The following is a 17,217-nucleotide window of genomic DNA, read 5'->3' on the forward strand; positions in this document are numbered from 1 at the left end:
GTAATCCCCCCGAAAAACCGGTGTGTTTATAAGTAGAATTTTCTCGTAATCTGAACCGGGGAGATCTCTATGAAAAAGTCACGTTTTACCGACAGCCAGATCATGTCCATTCTGAAGCAAGCTGAGGCCGGAACACCGGTGGCTGAACTGTGTCGTGAACATGGCATGAGCAATGCCAGTTTCTATAAGTGGCGTTCGCGTTTTGGCGGGATGGATACCTCCATGATGACCCGTCTGAAAGAACTGGAAGATGAAAACCGCCGCCTCAAAAAAATGTATGCGGAGGAGCGCCTCAAAGCCGAAATCATTCAGGAAGCCATGGCAAAAAAGTGGTGAAGCCATCGAGTCGAAAGCAGATGGCGCAGGATGCAGTCAGGAGCCGGAATATCAGCATAAGTTTTGCCTGCCAGTTGTTTGTTGTCAGCGAAAGTTGCTATCGCTATCAGCCTCAACTGAATGAGGAAAATGAGGTCATTGCCGACTGGCTGCTCCGCATCACTGGCAGTCAGCGCAACTGGGGGTTTGGTCTGTGCTTTTTGTACCTGCGCAACGTAAAAGGCTTCCGCTTCAACCACAAAAGGGTGTACCGAATTTACTGTGAACTGTCGCTGAACATGCGAATAAAGCCGAAAAAAAGACTGAAACGGGATAAACCTGAACCGCTGACGGTGCCAGAAAGTCGCAACGAATGCTGGTCGATGGACTTCATGCATGATCAGCTATCAGATGGTCGCTCCGTCCGTTTACTGAATGTCATTGATGACTTTAATCGTGAAGCACTGGCGATTGAAGTGGATTTTTCCCTGCCAGCAAATCGTGTAGTGAGGACTCTCGAGCAACTCATTGAATGGAAAGGTAAACCGGCAGCAATACGATGCGATAACGGGCCAGAATATACCAGCAAGGTACTGATGTCATGGGCAGCTAAGCAGAATATAACGCTTCGTTTTATTCAGCCTGGCAAACCTCAACAGAATGCCTGGATTGAGCGATATAACCGGACGGTACGTTATGACTGGTTGGGCCAGCACCTGTTTAACTCACTGGACGAATTGCAGGGCTATGCCACGCAGTGGCAATGGTTTTATAATCATGAACGTCCGAATATGGCACTGAATGGCTTCACGCCGATGCAGCATATTCAACGCATGGCCTGATTCTACTTATCACCTCCGTTAAAAATGGGGGGATTACCATTCCAACCTGCCTCAGTCTTTTCAAACTGAGGCAGCTTAACCTTCTTTATATTTTCATCATAAGAAGGATAATTGAAAGTAACGAAATATTGTATTATACCGAGAAGATAACAATGATCCTGTCAATAACTGGAGTTTCACTGTTCTCAGTCTCTGGTTCACCCATCGATTCACAGCTCACAATTTCTTATGGGAAAGCGGCCAGTAAATATAAGAAAGTTATATTATATTTATTATTAGCCTTAAAATTTAATTTTCAAACAGCGCCATTGAATATATCCATGATGGAGTAATTACTGATTTTTTATCATAAACATTGTCTTTTTCCTTACAGAAATGTTCCAAATTATAATTAAAAGCAACCAGGCCTGAATGGATGAAATTTTTATCAATAAATGCCGTAGTACAAAAGAAAGGTTTATTTTTCGCTTCAGTTACTACTTTCTCAACCTTTTTCTTATCAGATGATTTTATCAAAACTGGCACATCGCCATACTCTTTAGGGAGCAATCCCGACTTGAACTCAAAATCCTCATCCTTCAACCCGGTCTTTGTGAAGAAACTTGAAGGAAAAACGCCATTTTCATAAAAATATTTATTAAGCGCTGGCTTGTGATCACCATAAATCACAATAACAGCATCAGGATCAATTTTTTCTAGCTCTTTAGTAAACTGAGTCAGCCTTTCTATGGCCTCATTTAGTTCGTAACTATAAACACCTTCACCAGAATCATTAATATGCATATATGGTCCGTGAGTGGACATAGTAATTAGGTTCAGGAATATATTTTTCCCATCCGCATGGGATTCTTTTATTTTCTGCAAAGCTGAATTGTAAAGTAAATAATCATCAGCTTGCCATTGCCATGGTTTTTTATTTCTCGCATAGACTTGGGGTAAACTCCCCATATCAGAAAACCCGTCAAATTGTTCAAAGCCAAACTTTTTATAAATCACGTTTCTGCGCCAAAATGTCTTACTATTATTATGGGCTGCATACGTGTTGAAACCTTTGAGTTTTAACGAACTTGCCAAAGAATCTGAGTTATCCTTAATAGCATCGGAATATTCTTGATATATAATTCCAGATAATACATTTGAATTACTTGGTAGGCCAGTTAGCATTTCAAATTCTGAATTAGCAGTGCCTGCACCATACACAGGAGAAATCGAGCGAAATCCCGTATAACCATTACTAAGGAGAGGCTTGAAAATATCTTTAAAGTGAGATTCATCATACCAGCATGATTCACACAGAATATAAACTATAGTTTTATAGTTTACTGGTTGTGACGAATTATTTTTCTTTATGTTGAGATATGCATTACGCTCATCATCTGTTACTTTTGGTACAGATTTCCTAACACTTGTTTGAATTAAATGCATTGCTAATCCATGATCTTTCACATTTCCTACGGGATCCCATGAAAAATAGACAACATCTCGCTTTCGGGCCTGATCCTGTATAAAATTAGCGAAGCCATTTCCCTCACCGAATATCTCTTCAGCATAAGGAGAAAATGAATAGGGGAAAATCATTAACAATAAAAAAATTATAAAAATATAATTACTGCGTGTGTCAATAACTATTTTACTCAATGGGACTAAAGCCATTCCACCTAAGACACTAAAAACACCAACAATAAGTAACTTAAAACTAATATACCTATATGCCACTGTAATATTAACTGTAGAGACAATATCATTATACGATAGAGGCTGATCTGTTAATGACATTTTTGTATTATTAGCAAATGATAATAAAATTATAACAAGACAGACAAAATAAAAACAGAGAAAAATAGGAAGCTTACATGCTCTTAATGTAAAATAAAAGAATAACAAAGGAGATGAAAGCCATAAAAATTTAATTACGGCATCAGGGAAGTTTTTATTTAATATGATATCATGACTTGGAACCAACGTTTTTGTTGATATGTAAAGTATTAACAACGAAAAAAAACAATCCAAAACTGACGCATTAATTTTTGTATTAATAATTTTTTTATGAATAAATGAGAGTATGGTTTTAGACATAGCTGTAGATATCAGTAATTGTATATTGATTATTTACATATCAATAGATCACTACGTTTAGATAAATAAACAATCAATTTAAAAGTAGAATGAATTTTTAGTAGTTACTTCCAGGGGGCTACAACTTTTAATAATTGTATATATAGTATGGAAAATGACATATATACTGTACAAATTATTCGTTCTGCCGTTACCCTGGTGCTAAGATAACTTCATTATTAACAAAGAATCATACGTTTGCGAAAAATCAGTATCACTAGCTCTATCAGAGCTGTAAGTTTATAGTCATCATATAGCATATTAGAAAACCATTATTAGGCTTAATGGTAAATTTTTATCAAACTATCTTTGTTAATAGAGGATAGAAAGAACTTCCTGCCAAATGAAGAATACATTGAATTCAAATGGCAGGTTATTTTTCTTTATTTAGCTCGTGCTCTAAATGCGTTCCTGATCAGTACGTATGTGGAACCTAAAATCCCACCCAACAAAACTGAAATAACCAGAATTAAAGCGCGCTTAGGGCTGTCTCTGTGAACAGGGATGCTCGGTTCCATAATATAACGAAACGTAGATATTATACGTTTATTGTCATTTAAAGATTGTACTGAAAGTAAATTTTGTACTGTTTTATAATAATCCTTATCCAGCGGTAATGGAGCATTTTTGTAATTTGCTATCATCGCATTGAGCGCTTCACTACCAACAGCAAACAACGTATCATCATCCAGCCCCGTTGAGTTACTCAGCATTGGTTTGTCGATATTTGCATGTTGTGCAATTAAAAGAGCCTGATTGAGTATATTCAATCGATTACTTTTCTTTTCCTGTGCCACTTTTTCCAGTGAAGAAATGGTGCCTTTTAAATCTTCGCTCCGGGATTTTATATTTAAATTTAAATCGCTATCTATTCCGGTAACAATATTACTATCAATTTTCTTCAGATAATCATCGAGAGTATTTTTAGCCGCCTGCGCACTCGCACCAGTGTAGCTTATTTTTAATTGGTCTGGTTGTTCAGGGTTAAGTACGACACTGGTTAAATTCTCGGGCTTCTCCTGATTTTGCAATTGCAGAGACAAGGCAGCCAGCCCACCTTTAAAACGGCTAAATAATGATGTCTGGATATCATCGATCTTTGGTGGATTATCAGGATACAAGACTCTTTCAACCTGAGAATACGCAACAACCTGCCCTGAGTCAGGCAAGGTAACAATAGCCACTGAAGACCATTTTTGTGGCGCCAGGAAAGCATAAAGAGCGGCAATCACAACACATACACCGACAAAAATAGCAATCGTTTTTTTCCCTGCCCACACCTGCTGAATGATATCGATCAGATCGACCTGATCAGATTGAGTGTACCCATTACTGCTCACTACTACATTAGTCTCTTTACTCATAATTGCTTTTCAGCCCACTTAAAGATGCCATTTTTTGAAAGTTTCGTAACAACAGCGTAGTTAACAACGAGTTAATTATATAATCCACCAGGAAAAAACTGAAAACAAATAATAGATAACACAGTGTAGGGATGATTTATAGATTTTGCCTGCAAAAAAGCCCGGTAAACCGGGCTTATCAGTAATAACCTATTACCTGAAACGGATTAATCCAGCCATTCAGTGTGGAAAATTCCGTCTTTATCAATACGTTTATAGGTGTGCGCACCAAAGTAATCGCGCTGGGCCTGAATCAGGTTAGCGGGCAACACTTCTGCACGGTAGCTATCGTAGTAGGCAATTGCGGCAGAGAAAGTTGGGGTTGGAATACCGTTCTGCACAGCGTAAGCCACTACATCGCGCAGTGCCTGCTGGTAGTCATCTGCCGCTTTTTTGAAGTACGGGGCCAAAAGCAGATTAGCGATAGATGGGTTCTGTTCGTAGGCATCAGTAATTTTCTGCAGGAACTGAGCACGAATAATGCAACCAGCGCGGAAAATTTTCGCAATTTCACCGTAGTTCAGGTCCCAGTTGTATTCTTCAGAAGCCGCACGCAGCTGAGAGAAGCCCTGTGCATAAGAAACGATTTTACCCAGGTACAGGGCACGGCGAACTTTTTCTGCGAATTCTGCTTTATCGCCACTAAAGGTTTTTGCCTGCGGACCACTCAACACTTTAGAAGCGGCAACGCGCTGCTCTTTCAGGGAAGAGATATAACGGGCAAATACAGACTCAGTGATTAAGGACAGCGGTTCGCCCAGGTCCAGAGAGCTCTGGCTGGTCCATTTACCGGTGCCTTTATTCGCTGCTTCATCCAGAATGACGTCTACCAGGTAGTTACCATCTTCATCTTTCTTAGTGAAGATATCTTTGGTGATATCAATAAGGTAGCTGCTCAGTTCGCCTTTGTTCCACTCCGTGAACGTCTCTGCCAGTTCTTCGTTAGACAGGTTCAGGCCCTGTTTCAGCAGTGAATAAGCCTCTGCAATAAGCTGCATGTCGCCGTATTCAATGCCATTGTGCACCATTTTCACGTAGTGACCGGCACCATCTGCACCAATATAGGTAACACAAGGTTCACCATCTTCGGCTACGGCAGCAATTTTGGTCAGAATAGGTGCAACCAGCTCATAGGCTTCTTTCTGGCCGCCAGGCATAATGGAAGGGCCTTTCAGTGCGCCTTCTTCACCACCAGACACACCAGTACCAATGAAGTTAAAGCCTTCAGCAGACAGTTCACGGTTACGGCGAATGGTGTCCTGGAAGAATGTGTTACCACCATCAATAATGATGTCGCCTTTATCCAGGAACGGCTTCAAAGATTCAATGGCTGCGTCTGTGCCAGCGCCAGCTTTAACCATTAACAGGATACGGCGAGGAGTTTCAAGAGATTCAACGAACTCCTGCACGGTGTAGTAAGGCACCAGTTTTTTACCCGGATTCTGGGCAATCACTTCCTCGGTTTTTTCACGGGAGCGGTTGAAAACAGAGACGGTATAACCACGGCTTTCAATGTTGAGCGCCAGGTTGCGCCCCATTACGGCCATACCGACCACGCCGATTTGTTGTTTGGACATTACAAACTCCTGTCTGGTGTGAATACCCATGCGGTGTGTCTCCGCCGGGATTAAGTAAAAGTAATGTTAACTCAGGAATACCCTGGTCTGGTAGCAATAGATGCCACTTTGAAACGCACAGCAGGTTACCTGAACCTACAGTACAAATCTGATCAGTATGCACCATCGCGGTGAAGTACCACTTTAACCGTCTTAAATAAAATGGCTATATCGTTCCACAATGACCAGTTTTTAACATACCACGAGTCAAAATATACACGCGTTTCGTAATCAACATCATTACGACCACTTACCTGCCATAAGCCCGTCATGCCGGGTTTTGCCATCAGATAATAATCCACATCCTGATCATAACGTTCCAGTTCTGCTGAAATGATAGGCCTTGGCCCTACCAGACTCATTTCACCTTTCAGAACATTAAACAGTTGCGGAAGCTCATCCAGACTGGTTTTACGAATAAAACGCCCAACAGTGGTTATTCTTGGATCATTTTTCAGTTTGAAATCTTTGTCCCACTCAGCTTTCGCTTCGGGGTCGGTCGCCAGCAAATTAGCCAGTACCTCCTGGGAATTCATTACCATTGAACGGAATTTGTAACATGGGAAAAGCTTTCCGTGCCGCCCCACTCGCTGGTGCCCATAGATAGCTGGGCCACCGTCCCGGGTAACTTTATACCAAAGGACTACAAGCAAAGGCGAAGTAGTAATTAATATTAAGGAGGCGCAAACGAGATCAAACGAACGTTTAAGAAAACGTGACGTGCGTTTGGCAAGGTTATTATTAATACGCAACAGCATTACTTCATGGCTAAATATGAAAGACATATCCGTATTATATAACGGTAACCCACGCAATGAAGGAATAACAGTCACGGAGTGGCAATGATGCTTTGATAGTTCTCGCAACCAGGCTATAGTCTGGTCTATTTTTTCAGAATCGAATGCAAGAATGAAATGAACATTTTTAATGTCACGAGTATCCCAGAGATACTCCACATTCTTTAGAACCGGGCAGTCAAGCAGGCTATTCTCAGTAGAGGACTCATCAAAAAAAGCAACAACTTCAAATCCCAGCATTTCCTCACTATGCAATGCAAAATAGGCTTCACGCGCATTTTTACCACAGCCCAGAATAATTGTTTTCTTTTTCCAGATCCCCAGCCGGTTGAGTAAAGACTTGGTGGCAAAGCGAGAAACAGGGACAAGAAAAATAGCAAACCCCCAGCAGAAAACCCAGACATAACGCGAAAACTGCCATTTAGTAAATGCTATCAATGCCAAGTCAAAGATAGCAAATATACTGATTGTGCGAAGAATTTCTTTAAGTTCGTACCAAAATGGTTTCCGGTAAGAATAATGGCGGAGTCGAATTAAAAACCATGCAACACAGGCCAGTGATAAAATAAAATGAGAAACAAGGCGGTATTGAAACTGTTCCTTTGGTATAAAACGCTGTAAGTCGTCAAACAGGAAATAAACCAAGGCCAGTGACAAAACCAGCGAAAGATTAAAAAAAACAAGGTCAGACAGTGCAAGAGCAAACTGACACACAAACGGTTTATAATTATTTTTCACAGCCCGAATATCCATCATTCCCTCACGATACCTGTTGAATAATAAACCGCGACATACTAGCCATTAAAACTTGCCTTCAATATTAGATAAAACGATCTTAACCAGTTCAACTGATTTACCCGGTGCTGCTGATTCTGCATAGCATCTCAGTTCAGGTGCATTTCCTGATGGCCGGAGGTGAACAATAGTCTCGTTACTCAACTTAAGCCGAATACCATCCGTTGTATCACAGTCAGTAACATGAGCATCCAGGATACCTAAATCGTTTAGTACTGCTGCGGAATCACCATGAAGTTTTTTAAGCAGCTCAGCACTCCTGGCTGGTGAAAAATTTTGTAGCCTGTCAGAAGCAGTATAACGAGGAGGCAAGTCAGAAACTTGTTGTGATATCTTCTTATTCTGACTGGATACTAGCAAAGTCAAGGCTGGCAATAAGGCATCTCGAGTTGGTAATGCCTTTAATATACGCCCAGCCTGGGTGATATCACTGGCTAACAGAAAACCACCATTGGCTTCAAAACCTGCAATATTCATGAATGTCTTCCGCAGAGTATCAAATGCCGCAATTACATAGGGCGAGCCTATTTTCGTGAGGGTAACATTGGGAATCAGGCCACTTGTGTGCACAACACTGTTCGAACTAACAGGCACAGCCGCAGCCTCAATACCGAGATGGACTGAGCACAGCAACCCCAGTATATCTCCACGGAGCCACAGCCCTTGTTCATCACTTAATAAAGGCCGATCACCATCACCATCTGTTGAGAATATGGCATCAAGATTTAACGCTTGTGTCCACTCAATCGCCCGCTGGCAATCCTCCTCAGACACAGCCTCAGTATCAATAGGAACAAACTCATCACTACGACCAAGAGAAACAACATCAGCACCTAAACTTGAAAACAGCAATGAATATATATCACGCCCAGCGCTCGAGTGTTCATAAATGCCAATACGTAACCCTTGAAGGCAACTCTCTGGGAAAAAAGACCTGTACCTGTCAATATACTCAGTTGTTGCAGCAGTACTAATCTCCAACTCAGGAAGAACACCAGAAAGGCTGAATGGAATACTCCCTTCAATAATTGCCACTTCATCCTTTTTGGTAATTTCACCATCTGGATGGTAAAACTTCATCCCATTGCGATCAAAGGGGATATGACTCCCCGTAATCATAATTGCGGGAATCTTATTCAGCAATGCATAATAAGCCAACCCTGGCGTGGGAATGACGCCACAATAAAGAGGTCTGAACCCCATATATTCTATAACTGCGGCACAGGCCCGAGCCATATTATAACTACTTGGGCGGTTATCGATACCAATAGCGACTGTATCGAACGAATAATCTTTGGCTGTTACATTTAAAAAATTTGCAGTAAATGCCCCACAAACTTCTGGAGTAAAATCTTTAACCAGCCCACGAGCACCACTAGTACCAAATTGGATATTTGAAGCCTCGATAACCGAGTTGCTTAAAAAATCTGACATGCTATTTCCTCCCTGAAAAAGTGTTTTCAACACGAACAATATCGTCTTCGTTTATGTTCTTACCAGACTGAATTTCAATAATCTCCAGTGGCTGTAAACCTGCATTAGATAATACATGTACTACTCCCGCAGGAATAAAAGTCGACTGATTTTCTTCAACATTATATTCGCGATCTTCTAAAATAACCGTCGCTTTACCTGATAAAACAGTCCAGTGCTCAGACCGGTGATGATGAATTTGAGCTGCCAATTGCATTTCAGGGCGTAGCGTAACTTTGCGGACAAGGTATTCATCACCATGTACCAGCGTTTTAATACTTCCCCAAGGACGATAGATCTCTTTATGTTCACAATGTTCAGTCCTGTTATTGGACTTAAGATAGTCGACTACCTTTTTAACATTCTGAACATGGTTTTTATTGGCAATTAATACTGCATCGCAAGTCTGGACTATAATGGTATTGTCCAATCCCAGGGTCGCTACCAACGCATCTTCAGAATGAACATAAGTGTCGCGGCAGTCAAACTGTACTACATCCCCTCGGGTCACATTACCTGATTCATCTTTATTCGAAATATCCCAAAGCGAAGACCATGAGCCAACATCAGACCAACCGGCATCCATAGGAACAACAACAGCATGACTGGTATGCTCCATTACTGCGTAGTCGATGGACTCGGAGGGACATTGTGCGAACGCTTCCTCATCAATACGGACAAAGTCTAAATCTTCATTAGTTTGCATAACCGCACGTTCGCACTGCTTGTAGATATCAGGGCGGAATTCTTTTAATTCTGCCAGATAACTTTCAGCCTTGAACATAAACATGCCACTGTTCCAGTAATATTCACCGCTGGATAAATAATTGCATGCAATGTCATAATCAGGTTTTTCAACAAATTCATGAACAATGAATGCATCACTTCCATCTTGTTGTCCTCTGCGAATATAACCATAACCAGTTTCAGGATGAGAAGGGACAATACCAAAAGTAACTAACTTGCCATGCCCGGCATAAGGTATAGCTTTAGGGAAGGTGCGAACAAGTCCCTGATATGAGATCATGTTTGTCATCTGGAGCCATGAAAAAGGGTTCATCATGAGTCATCAGCTCACCTTCGCCGACAGTGAATTCAGCAGTAAGCGCCGTCAGACCAGAAAAGAGATTTTCTTGTCCCGCATGGAGCAGATTCTGCCATGGCAAAACATGGTGGAAGTCATCGAGCCGTTTTATCCCAAGGCTGGTAATGGCCGGCGACCTTATCCGCTGGAAACCATGCTACGCATTCACTGCATGCAGCATTGGTACAACCTGAGCGATGGCGCGATGGAAGATGCTCTGTACGAAATCGCCTCCATGCGTCTGTTTGCCCGGTTATCCCTGGATAGCGCCTTGCCGGACCGCACCACCATCATGAATTTCCGCCACCTGCTGGAGCAGCATCAACTGGCCCGCCAATTGTTCAAGACCATCAATCGCTGGCTGGCCGAAGCAGGCGTCATGATGACTCAAGGCACCTTGGTCGATGCTACCATCATTGAGGCACCCAGCTCGACCAAGAACAAAGAGCAGCAACGCGATCCGCAGATGCATCAGACCAAGAAAGGCAATCAGTGGCACTTTGGCATGAAGGCCCACATTGGTGTCGATGCCAAGAGTGGCCTGACCCACAGCCTAGTCACCACCGCGGCCAACGAGCATGACCTCAATCAGCTGGGTAATCTGCTGCATGGAGAGGAGCAATTTGTCTCAGCCGATGCCGGCTACCAAGGGGCGCCACAGCGCGAGGAGCTGGCCGAGGTGGATGTGGACTGGCTGATCGCCGAGCGCCCCGGCAAGGTAAGAACCTTGAAACAGCATCCACGCAAGAACAAAACGGCCATCAACATCGAATACATGAAAGCCAGCATCCGGGCCAAGGTGGAGCACCCATTTCGCATCATCAAGCGACAGTTCGGCTTCGTGAAAGCCAGATACAAGGGGTTGCTGAAAAACGATAACCAACTGGCGATGTTATTCACGCTGGCCAACCTGTTTCGGGCGGACCAAATGATACGTCAGTGGGAGAGATCTCACTAAAAACTGGGAATAACGCCTTAAATGGCGAAGAAACGGTCTAAATAGGCTGATTCAAGGCATTTACGGGAGAAAAAACGGCTCAAACATGAAGAAATGAAATGACTGAGTCAGCCGAGAAGAATTTCCCCGCTTATTCGCACCTTCCTTAGTCACAGAGGAAACAAAAGCATCTTCGTTTTGAATAAGATGATCAGCAGCCAGTACTAATAATAGCGAATCTTTATTTTTTTGTTTTTGTAAAACAGTGAAAGCTGTGAGTGCAATTGCCGGGGCAGTATTTCGGCCAAAAGGTTCTAATATTATATTATTAGATAGCTTATTAATTGAGCGTAATTGCTCGGCAACAAGGAACCGGTGTTTTTCGTTACAGATAACCACTGGAGAATCAGCACGCAATTTATCCAGCCGTTGAATTGTATTTTGCAGCATGGTCCCGTTATTTTCCACGCCCAAAAATTGCTTTGGGAACATCTCACGTGAAAGTGGCCACAACCGACTACCGCTACCACCAGCCATGATAACTGGTATTATCTTATTCATAATATTACCAATATTAAGGTTTTACTTGCCGAAAATCGCAAAACTCTTTCCATTTGGATTCAACATATGCCTGAAACTCACGATCAAAACGTTCTTGTGAAAAACGTTCAGCATTCTTCCTGCAAGCATGGGGAGAAAAAATACTCAGCTTTTGTTCAAATAATTCTACTGCAGCAATAATTGACTCCCTGGTCTGATGTGCAAAAAACACACCAGTTGGGTCATCATGTTCATCAGAAATGACAGTTTCAAGCGCACCTCCTTTGCCAAAGGCAATAACAGGCGTTCCACAGGCTTGTGCTTCGACAGGAATGATACCAAAATCTTCTTCAGCGGCAAAAACAAAAGCTCGCGCTTTTTGCATATGTTCGCGGAGTACAGAAAATGACTGATAGCCCAGTATGTTAACATTACTGGCAGCAGATGCTTTGATCTTTTTCATTTCAGGACCATCGCCAATTACAATTAGCTTTTTGTCCGGCATTGCACTGAACGCTTCAACTATCAAATCGATTCGTTTGTATGGAACCATCCGTGACGCAGTTAAATAAAAATCATCTTTCTCTGTCACAAGAGAAAAGTCATTAACTGCAACTGGAGGATAAATAACATCTGCATGCCGCCGGTATACTTTGTGTATTCTGCGTGCTATGAACTTAGAATTAGCAATAAAATAATCAACTCCATTAGCAGTCCGGCAATCCCAAATGCGCATTTTATGAAGTAACCATTTAGCTAACCAACCTTTAACACCGCGATTTAAACCAGATTCTTTTAAATATTGATGCTGCAAGTCCCATGCATAGCGTATTGGTGAGTGGACATAACTAATATGAAGTTGGTCTGGCCCAGTAATAACTCCTTTAGCAACTGAATGCGCACTGGAAATAACAATATCAGCGGATGACAAATCTAATTGTTCGATTGCCAATGGCATCAATGGCAAATATTTTTGATAATGTTTTTTCGCACCCGGCAAGTTCTGAATAAAAGTTGTGGTAGCACTTTTACCCAAGAATTTTTCTCGCTGTTCTGGAGTAAGAAAATCCACAACTGAATACAAATCAGCATGAGGAAATGTTTTTAAAATTTGCGCAGAAACTTGTTCTGAACCCGCATAACTTAGCAACCACTCATGAACCAGAGAAATATTAATATTCTTTTTCATTTCATTTATACCATGCAATCACTGCATAACTTTGCGAATAATTCTATATATATAGCGTGCTTTCTTTCCTAGCGTACAATTGATTATATAGAAAAAAATTGGCATCGGATGATTCATTAATCCCAAAGCAGAAAGCTCTGTTTTTAATTCAGTATTGACCTTAACGCTTTGTCCTGCATTCATCTCAAAAATATGAAATGACTGCCTGGTCATAAGCTCATGTTTTAATGAATCATAAAGTTCAACTTTATTTTTTTCGCCAACAATTTTAGCTATTTTAAGAACGCCGCTCCACATGGTTGCACGGCCTCGTGCAGTATAACTACCAGGCACATGAAAAGCTTTATCATCATCAGCATGACCAAACATTGGGGGATTATCTGCGCGCCCACCAATAATGGGGGTGGCTATATACCCAATCCCCTCACCTATGAATGCAGACGCTGCCAGGTATATTTGATAATATAAGGAACCATCAAATTCTTCAGTATGTAGTGACTTAGCAAAAGCAACATTGACAACTAATCCACCTACAAAACCTGCAGTTCTAAAAATCATTTTTGGATCTGATTGTTCTATTTTATAAATAGTATCTTTATTACTTAAGGTAGACAGACCAATTGGACTTTTAATATTGTTGTTGAACCGGATAAAACTACGAGAAATAAAGTTAACCTGAGAATTTCTACCAATATATGATTTTACATCTTCAATAGCATTGGGTAACAACAAATCATCATTACCCATTATTAATGCCCATTGCCCAGAAGCACTTTCTATACACTTCCGCAAATTTTTATCATATCCCAGATTTTTTTCATTAATAATGAATGTAATTTCTATATTTTTTTCTCTAAAACTTTCTCTGAAAGAATTAACCATTTCCTGGATATTAAACTTTTCAGGAGAGTTATCTTCACAGATCAAAACCTCATCAGGTAACACAGTCTGAGTAAGCACTGACTCAAGTAGCTCTTTTAATTCAATTACTCGATTATAACTGGGTATGACCACTGATATTGATGTTATTTTAGACATTAGTCAATTTCCTTATAAATTTCGCTGGATTTCCACCAATAAGGCTATTTGCTTCAAAACTTCCTTTCACAACAGAATTTGCAGCAATTACGGAACCATTACCAATAGATGCACCAGCAAGAATTACTACGTTATCACAAACCCAGACATTGTCCCCAATAGTGATTTCGGCTATATCGTCAAGATCTCTTAATGCAGGGGGAATATTCGCTTCAAACCTACCCAGTCTCGTAGAACCATGCGAGTGGTCACCTATATAAATATTAGAACCCAATAAGACATTATTCCCAAGTGTAATTTTTTTCACAGCTGAGATATGAACATTACAGCTCATCATCACCTTTTTTCCAAAAACCACTTCAGGATTAAATTTTTGTTTCTTATAAGAGTCTACAGCTTGTATCCAGCAATTATCCCCAATAGAGCAGGTATCCATCTTTATATATTTGGCACCAAATATTTTTGGATTACTTCCTAGGGAAGGTGCGAATAAGCGGGGAAATTCTTCTCGGCTGACTCAGTCATTTCATTTCTTCATGTTTGAGCCGTTTTTTCTCCCGTAAATGCCTTGAATCAGCCTATTTAGACCGTTTCTTCGCCATTTAAGGCGTTATTCCCAGTTTTTAGTGAGATCTCTCCCACTGACGTATCATTTGGTCCGCCCGAAACAGGTTGGCCAGCGTGAATAACATCGCCAGTTGGTTATCGTTTTTCAGCAACCCCTTGTATCTGGCTTTCACGAAGCCGAACTGTCGCTTGATGATGCGAAATGGGTGCTCCACCTTGGCCCGGATGCTGGCTTTCATGTATTCGATGTTGATGGCCGTTTTGTTCTTGCGTGGATGCTGTTTCAAGGTTCTTACCTTGCCGGGGCGCTCGGCGATCAGCCAGTCCACATCCACCTCGGCCAGCTCCTCGCGCTGTGGCGCCCCTTGGTAGCCGGCATCGGCTGAGACAAATTGCTCCTCTCCATGCAGCAGATTACCCAGCTGATTGAGGTCATGCTCGTTGGCCGCGGTGGTGACTAGGCTGTGGGTCAGGCCACTCTTGGCATCGACACCAATGTGGGCCTTCATGCCAAAGTGCCACTGATTGCCTTTCTTGGTCTGATGCATCTGCGGATCGCGTTGCTGCTCTTTGTTCTTGGTCGAGCTGGGTGCCTCAATGATGGTAGCATCGACCAAGGTGCCTTGAGTCATCATGACGCCTGCTTCGGCCAGCCAGCGATTGATGGTCTTGAACAATTGGCGGGCCAGTTGATGCTGCTCCAGCAGGTGGCGGAAATTCATGATGGTGGTGCGGTCCGGCAAGGCGCTATCCAGGGATAACCGGGCAAACAGACGCATGGAGGCGATTTCGTACAGAGCATCTTCCATCGCGCCATCGCTCAGGTTGTACCAATGCTGCATGCAGTGAATGCGTAGCATGGTTTCCAGCGGATAAGGTCGCCGGCCATTACCAGCCTTGGGATAAAACGGCTCGATGACTTCCACCATGTTTTGCCATGGCAGAATCTGCTCCATGCGGGACAAGAAAATCTCTTTTCTGGTCTGACGGCGCTTACTGCTGAATTCACTGTCGGCGAAGGTGAGCTGATGACTCATGATGAACCCTTTTTCATGGCTCCAGATGACAAACATGATCTCATATCAGGGACTTGTTCGCACCTTCCCTAGAATACGAATTGATAGTCGGCGAGTGAAATTATAATACAACGCACGCAGTCTGCACTTAATTTTATAAATCAGCATAATTTATCTCTGCCAGCATATTCTAAATATGGTTCTCTGTTTTTAATTACCGTTTCGCTATAAATTATAAAGCACACTATCCAAAATATAACAGAAAGAACGCCCGCCTGTAAGGACGAACTCACAGCGGCAGACAACCAGTATAAGAAGAATAGCGCAAAGAAATACCGCCTGTTATTACGGGTGTTAGTGTAAAAATTTTTAAACTGATATAAAATTAAAAGTTGAAAAATTACCCCACCGAATATACCAGCTTCAAGCATACTGTGAAATATAAAATTATCTGTATTTATTCTCTCTGTTTTGGTTGATAGTGTACTGCCCGCGCCTTGCGAACCCAGTCCTTCACCGAAAGGGTGATTACCAAGGAAATGAATAGACTCCAAAGCCATGTCATAACGGAGAGTAGTGGATACTCGTGAACCCTTGTCGCTATCAGTAAATCGACCCATAAATATATTAGAGTAGCTACTTAATGATACAGCAAGCAAGAGCAAAAAACCCATAAGGATAGTATTCACTTTAACTACCGTATTACTCCGGTATATAAATATCATTGCTGCAATAACTAGTGTAATAATAGCTCCACGAGTAATTGACAAAACACAGGCGATAGACGTCAATACAACACCGATGATATTTAAATAAAGTTTACCATATTTCTTATTTATATTATAAACGAAGAATATAAAGCCAATTGCCATCAAGTAGCCAAAAGCTAACGCATCAGCAAAGCCACCATTAGCACGAACAAGGCTATAATATCTATTAATCAATGAAAAATTATCACCGCCATAATTAGGGTCATAACCCAACATGAGAGTGAAATTACCATCCGTAATAACATCAATAATTGCTATTACACTAGTTAAAAGAAATATTATCGTCAAAGTTCGTTTTAGAAGTAAATTAGTTTTAGTCCAATTCACCTTCCCATAGCTATTATTAAAATAACAAACCAGAATACTAAAAACCATTGGATAAAATACTAACGCATGTAAACCAAGAATAATTTGCAACACATTTGATTTATTTTCAATCGCAGATAAAATTGCACCCACAGCCAATAAAATAAGAAGAGCAAAAATGACTATACTGACTCTTATACGACCCGACAATATAAGTGCGTAAGCCAATACCGCATAAAATAAAACTATTGCTGAAAACCGAAACAATGGACCGATCGGCATATCAAAGACTTTTGGCAACCATGAGCTAAAATAAGGTGATCCAACAATAGTTATTATTAGAAAGAGTATTATTCTTTCGAGAGTTGTTTGCTTTAACATTATTCGATTTACCATGCAATTAATATGTAAGAT

Annotated in this window: 13 protein-coding genes and 1 pseudogene; 2 read left to right on the forward strand and 12 right to left on the reverse strand. The window is 41.4% G+C overall.

What is annotated here, in order from left to right; genetic code table 11:
• The first annotated feature begins 69 nt into the window (after positions 1 to 69).
• A protein-coding gene (locus MPHASIOC01_RS11375) for an IS3 family transposase (RefSeq protein ID WP_353614650.1) occupies positions 70 to 1,157 on the forward strand; the annotation gives its coding sequence in 2 pieces (ribosomal slippage) (positions 70 to 322 and positions 322 to 1,157; 1,089 coding nt in all).
• Positions 1,158 to 1,445: 288 nt separating this feature from the next.
• Here the strand turns inward: MPHASIOC01_RS11375 and MPHASIOC01_RS11380 are convergent.
• The 6 genes from MPHASIOC01_RS11380 to MPHASIOC01_RS11405 form a co-directional block, all read right to left on the reverse strand.
• Positions 1,446 to 3,233 (reverse strand): LTA synthase family protein, encoded by a 1,788-nt coding sequence (locus tag MPHASIOC01_RS11380; protein WP_353614651.1) that lies wholly within the window; start codon positions 3,231 to 3,233, stop codon positions 1,446 to 1,448.
• Positions 3,234 to 3,655: 422 nt separating this feature from the next.
• The gene (gene wzzB, locus MPHASIOC01_RS11385) at positions 3,656 to 4,636 is read right to left on the reverse strand and encodes an LPS O-antigen chain length determinant protein WzzB (RefSeq protein ID WP_353614652.1); all 981 of its coding nucleotides are present in this window, start codon (positions 4,634 to 4,636) and stop codon (positions 3,656 to 3,658) included.
• Between the two features lie 206 nt (positions 4,637 to 4,842).
• Positions 4,843 to 6,252, reverse strand: a complete 1,410-nt coding sequence (gene gndA / locus MPHASIOC01_RS11390) for an NADP-dependent phosphogluconate dehydrogenase (RefSeq protein WP_064594744.1) — start codon at positions 6,250 to 6,252, stop codon at positions 4,843 to 4,845.
• Between the two features lie 152 nt (positions 6,253 to 6,404).
• Positions 6,405 to 7,841 (reverse strand): undecaprenyl-phosphate galactose phosphotransferase, encoded by a 1,437-nt coding sequence (locus MPHASIOC01_RS11395; protein ID WP_405027773.1) that lies wholly within the window; start codon positions 7,839 to 7,841, stop codon positions 6,405 to 6,407.
• Between the two features lie 48 nt (positions 7,842 to 7,889).
• A complete protein-coding gene (locus MPHASIOC01_RS11400) occupies positions 7,890 to 9,317 on the reverse strand; it encodes a phosphomannomutase (protein ID WP_353614653.1) in 1,428 nt (475 codons plus the stop codon).
• A 1-nt stretch (position 9,318) separates the two neighbouring features.
• Complete coding sequence (locus MPHASIOC01_RS11405) at positions 9,319 to 10,419, reverse strand: mannose-1-phosphate guanylyltransferase/mannose-6-phosphate isomerase (protein WP_405027761.1); 1,101 nt, start codon at positions 10,417 to 10,419, stop codon at positions 9,319 to 9,321.
• Here MPHASIOC01_RS11405 and MPHASIOC01_RS11410 point away from each other — a divergent pair.
• The gene (locus tag MPHASIOC01_RS11410) at positions 10,418 to 11,398 is read left to right on the forward strand and encodes an IS5-like element IS5 family transposase (RefSeq protein WP_026141915.1); all 981 of its coding nucleotides are present in this window, start codon (positions 10,418 to 10,420) and stop codon (positions 11,396 to 11,398) included. The genes MPHASIOC01_RS11405 and MPHASIOC01_RS11410 overlap by 2 nt on opposite strands.
• A 150-nt stretch (positions 11,399 to 11,548) precedes the next feature.
• Here MPHASIOC01_RS11410 and MPHASIOC01_RS11415 read toward each other — a convergent pair.
• The 6 genes and pseudogenes from MPHASIOC01_RS11415 to MPHASIOC01_RS11440 all read right to left on the reverse strand — a co-directional run.
• Positions 11,549 to 11,938, reverse strand: a pseudogene (locus MPHASIOC01_RS11415) (sugar phosphate nucleotidyltransferase); the annotation flags it as partial.
• Positions 11,939 to 11,951: 13 nt separating this feature from the next.
• Positions 11,952 to 13,106, reverse strand: coding sequence for a glycosyltransferase family 4 protein (locus tag MPHASIOC01_RS11420; RefSeq protein WP_353614654.1), 1,155 nt, complete (start codon positions 13,104 to 13,106; stop codon positions 11,952 to 11,954).
• 18 nt (positions 13,107 to 13,124) lie between these two features.
• Positions 13,125 to 14,144 carry a glycosyltransferase family 2 protein gene (locus MPHASIOC01_RS11425; RefSeq protein WP_353614655.1) on the reverse strand — a complete coding sequence of 340 codons (1,020 nt, stop codon included), beginning with the start codon at positions 14,142 to 14,144 and terminating at the stop codon, positions 13,125 to 13,127.
• Entirely contained in the window at positions 14,137 to 14,580 is a 444-nt protein-coding gene (locus MPHASIOC01_RS11430) for an acyltransferase (protein ID WP_353614656.1), read from the reverse strand. The genes MPHASIOC01_RS11425 and MPHASIOC01_RS11430 overlap by 8 nt, the downstream gene beginning before the upstream one ends.
• Before the next feature lie 187 nt (positions 14,581 to 14,767).
• Complete coding sequence (locus MPHASIOC01_RS11435; RefSeq protein ID WP_026141915.1) at positions 14,768 to 15,748, reverse strand: IS5-like element IS5 family transposase; 981 nt, start codon at positions 15,746 to 15,748, stop codon at positions 14,768 to 14,770.
• A 140-nt stretch (positions 15,749 to 15,888) separates the two neighbouring features.
• Complete coding sequence (locus tag MPHASIOC01_RS11440; RefSeq protein ID WP_353614657.1) at positions 15,889 to 17,184, reverse strand: O-antigen ligase family protein; 1,296 nt, start codon at positions 17,182 to 17,184, stop codon at positions 15,889 to 15,891.
• Positions 17,185 to 17,217 lie beyond the last annotated feature (33 nt).

Origin of the sequence: Mangrovibacter phragmitis (genome assembly GCF_040429585.1) — a bacterium.
Classification (GTDB): Bacteria; Pseudomonadota; Gammaproteobacteria; order Enterobacterales; family Enterobacteriaceae; genus Mangrovibacter; species Mangrovibacter phragmitis.

What these genes read in the sequence shown, in the direction of transcription:
- MPHASIOC01_RS11405 (WP_405027761.1), bottom strand. Translation starts at nt 10,419, where the DNA reads ATGATGAACCCTTTTTCATGGCTCCAGATGACAAACATGATCTCATAT.
- MPHASIOC01_RS11440 (WP_353614657.1), bottom strand. Translation starts at nt 17,184, where the DNA reads ATGTTAAAGCAAACAACTCTCGAAAGAATAATACTCTTTCTAATAATA.
- MPHASIOC01_RS11400 (WP_353614653.1), bottom strand. Translation starts at nt 9,317, where the DNA reads ATGTCAGATTTTTTAAGCAACTCGGTTATCGAGGCTTCAAATATCCAA.
- MPHASIOC01_RS11430 (WP_353614656.1), bottom strand. Translation starts at nt 14,580, where the DNA reads ATGGATACCTGCTCTATTGGGGATAATTGCTGGATACAAGCTGTAGAC.
- MPHASIOC01_RS11435 (WP_026141915.1), bottom strand. Translation starts at nt 15,748, where the DNA reads ATGAGTCATCAGCTCACCTTCGCCGACAGTGAATTCAGCAGTAAGCGC.
- gndA (WP_064594744.1), bottom strand. Translation starts at nt 6,252, where the DNA reads ATGTCCAAACAACAAATCGGCGTGGTCGGTATGGCCGTAATGGGGCGC.
- wzzB (WP_353614652.1), bottom strand. Translation starts at nt 4,636, where the DNA reads ATGAGTAAAGAGACTAATGTAGTAGTGAGCAGTAATGGGTACACTCAA.
- MPHASIOC01_RS11425 (WP_353614655.1), bottom strand. Translation starts at nt 14,144, where the DNA reads ATGTCTAAAATAACATCAATATCAGTGGTCATACCCAGTTATAATCGA.
- MPHASIOC01_RS11410 (WP_026141915.1), top strand. Translation starts at nt 10,418, where the DNA reads ATGAGTCATCAGCTCACCTTCGCCGACAGTGAATTCAGCAGTAAGCGC.
- MPHASIOC01_RS11420 (WP_353614654.1), bottom strand. Translation starts at nt 13,106, where the DNA reads ATGAAAAAGAATATTAATATTTCTCTGGTTCATGAGTGGTTGCTAAGT.
- MPHASIOC01_RS11395 (WP_405027773.1), bottom strand. Translation starts at nt 7,841, where the DNA reads ATGGATATTCGGGCTGTGAAAAATAATTATAAACCGTTTGTGTGTCAG.
- MPHASIOC01_RS11380 (WP_353614651.1), bottom strand. Translation starts at nt 3,233, where the DNA reads ATGTCTAAAACCATACTCTCATTTATTCATAAAAAAATTATTAATACA.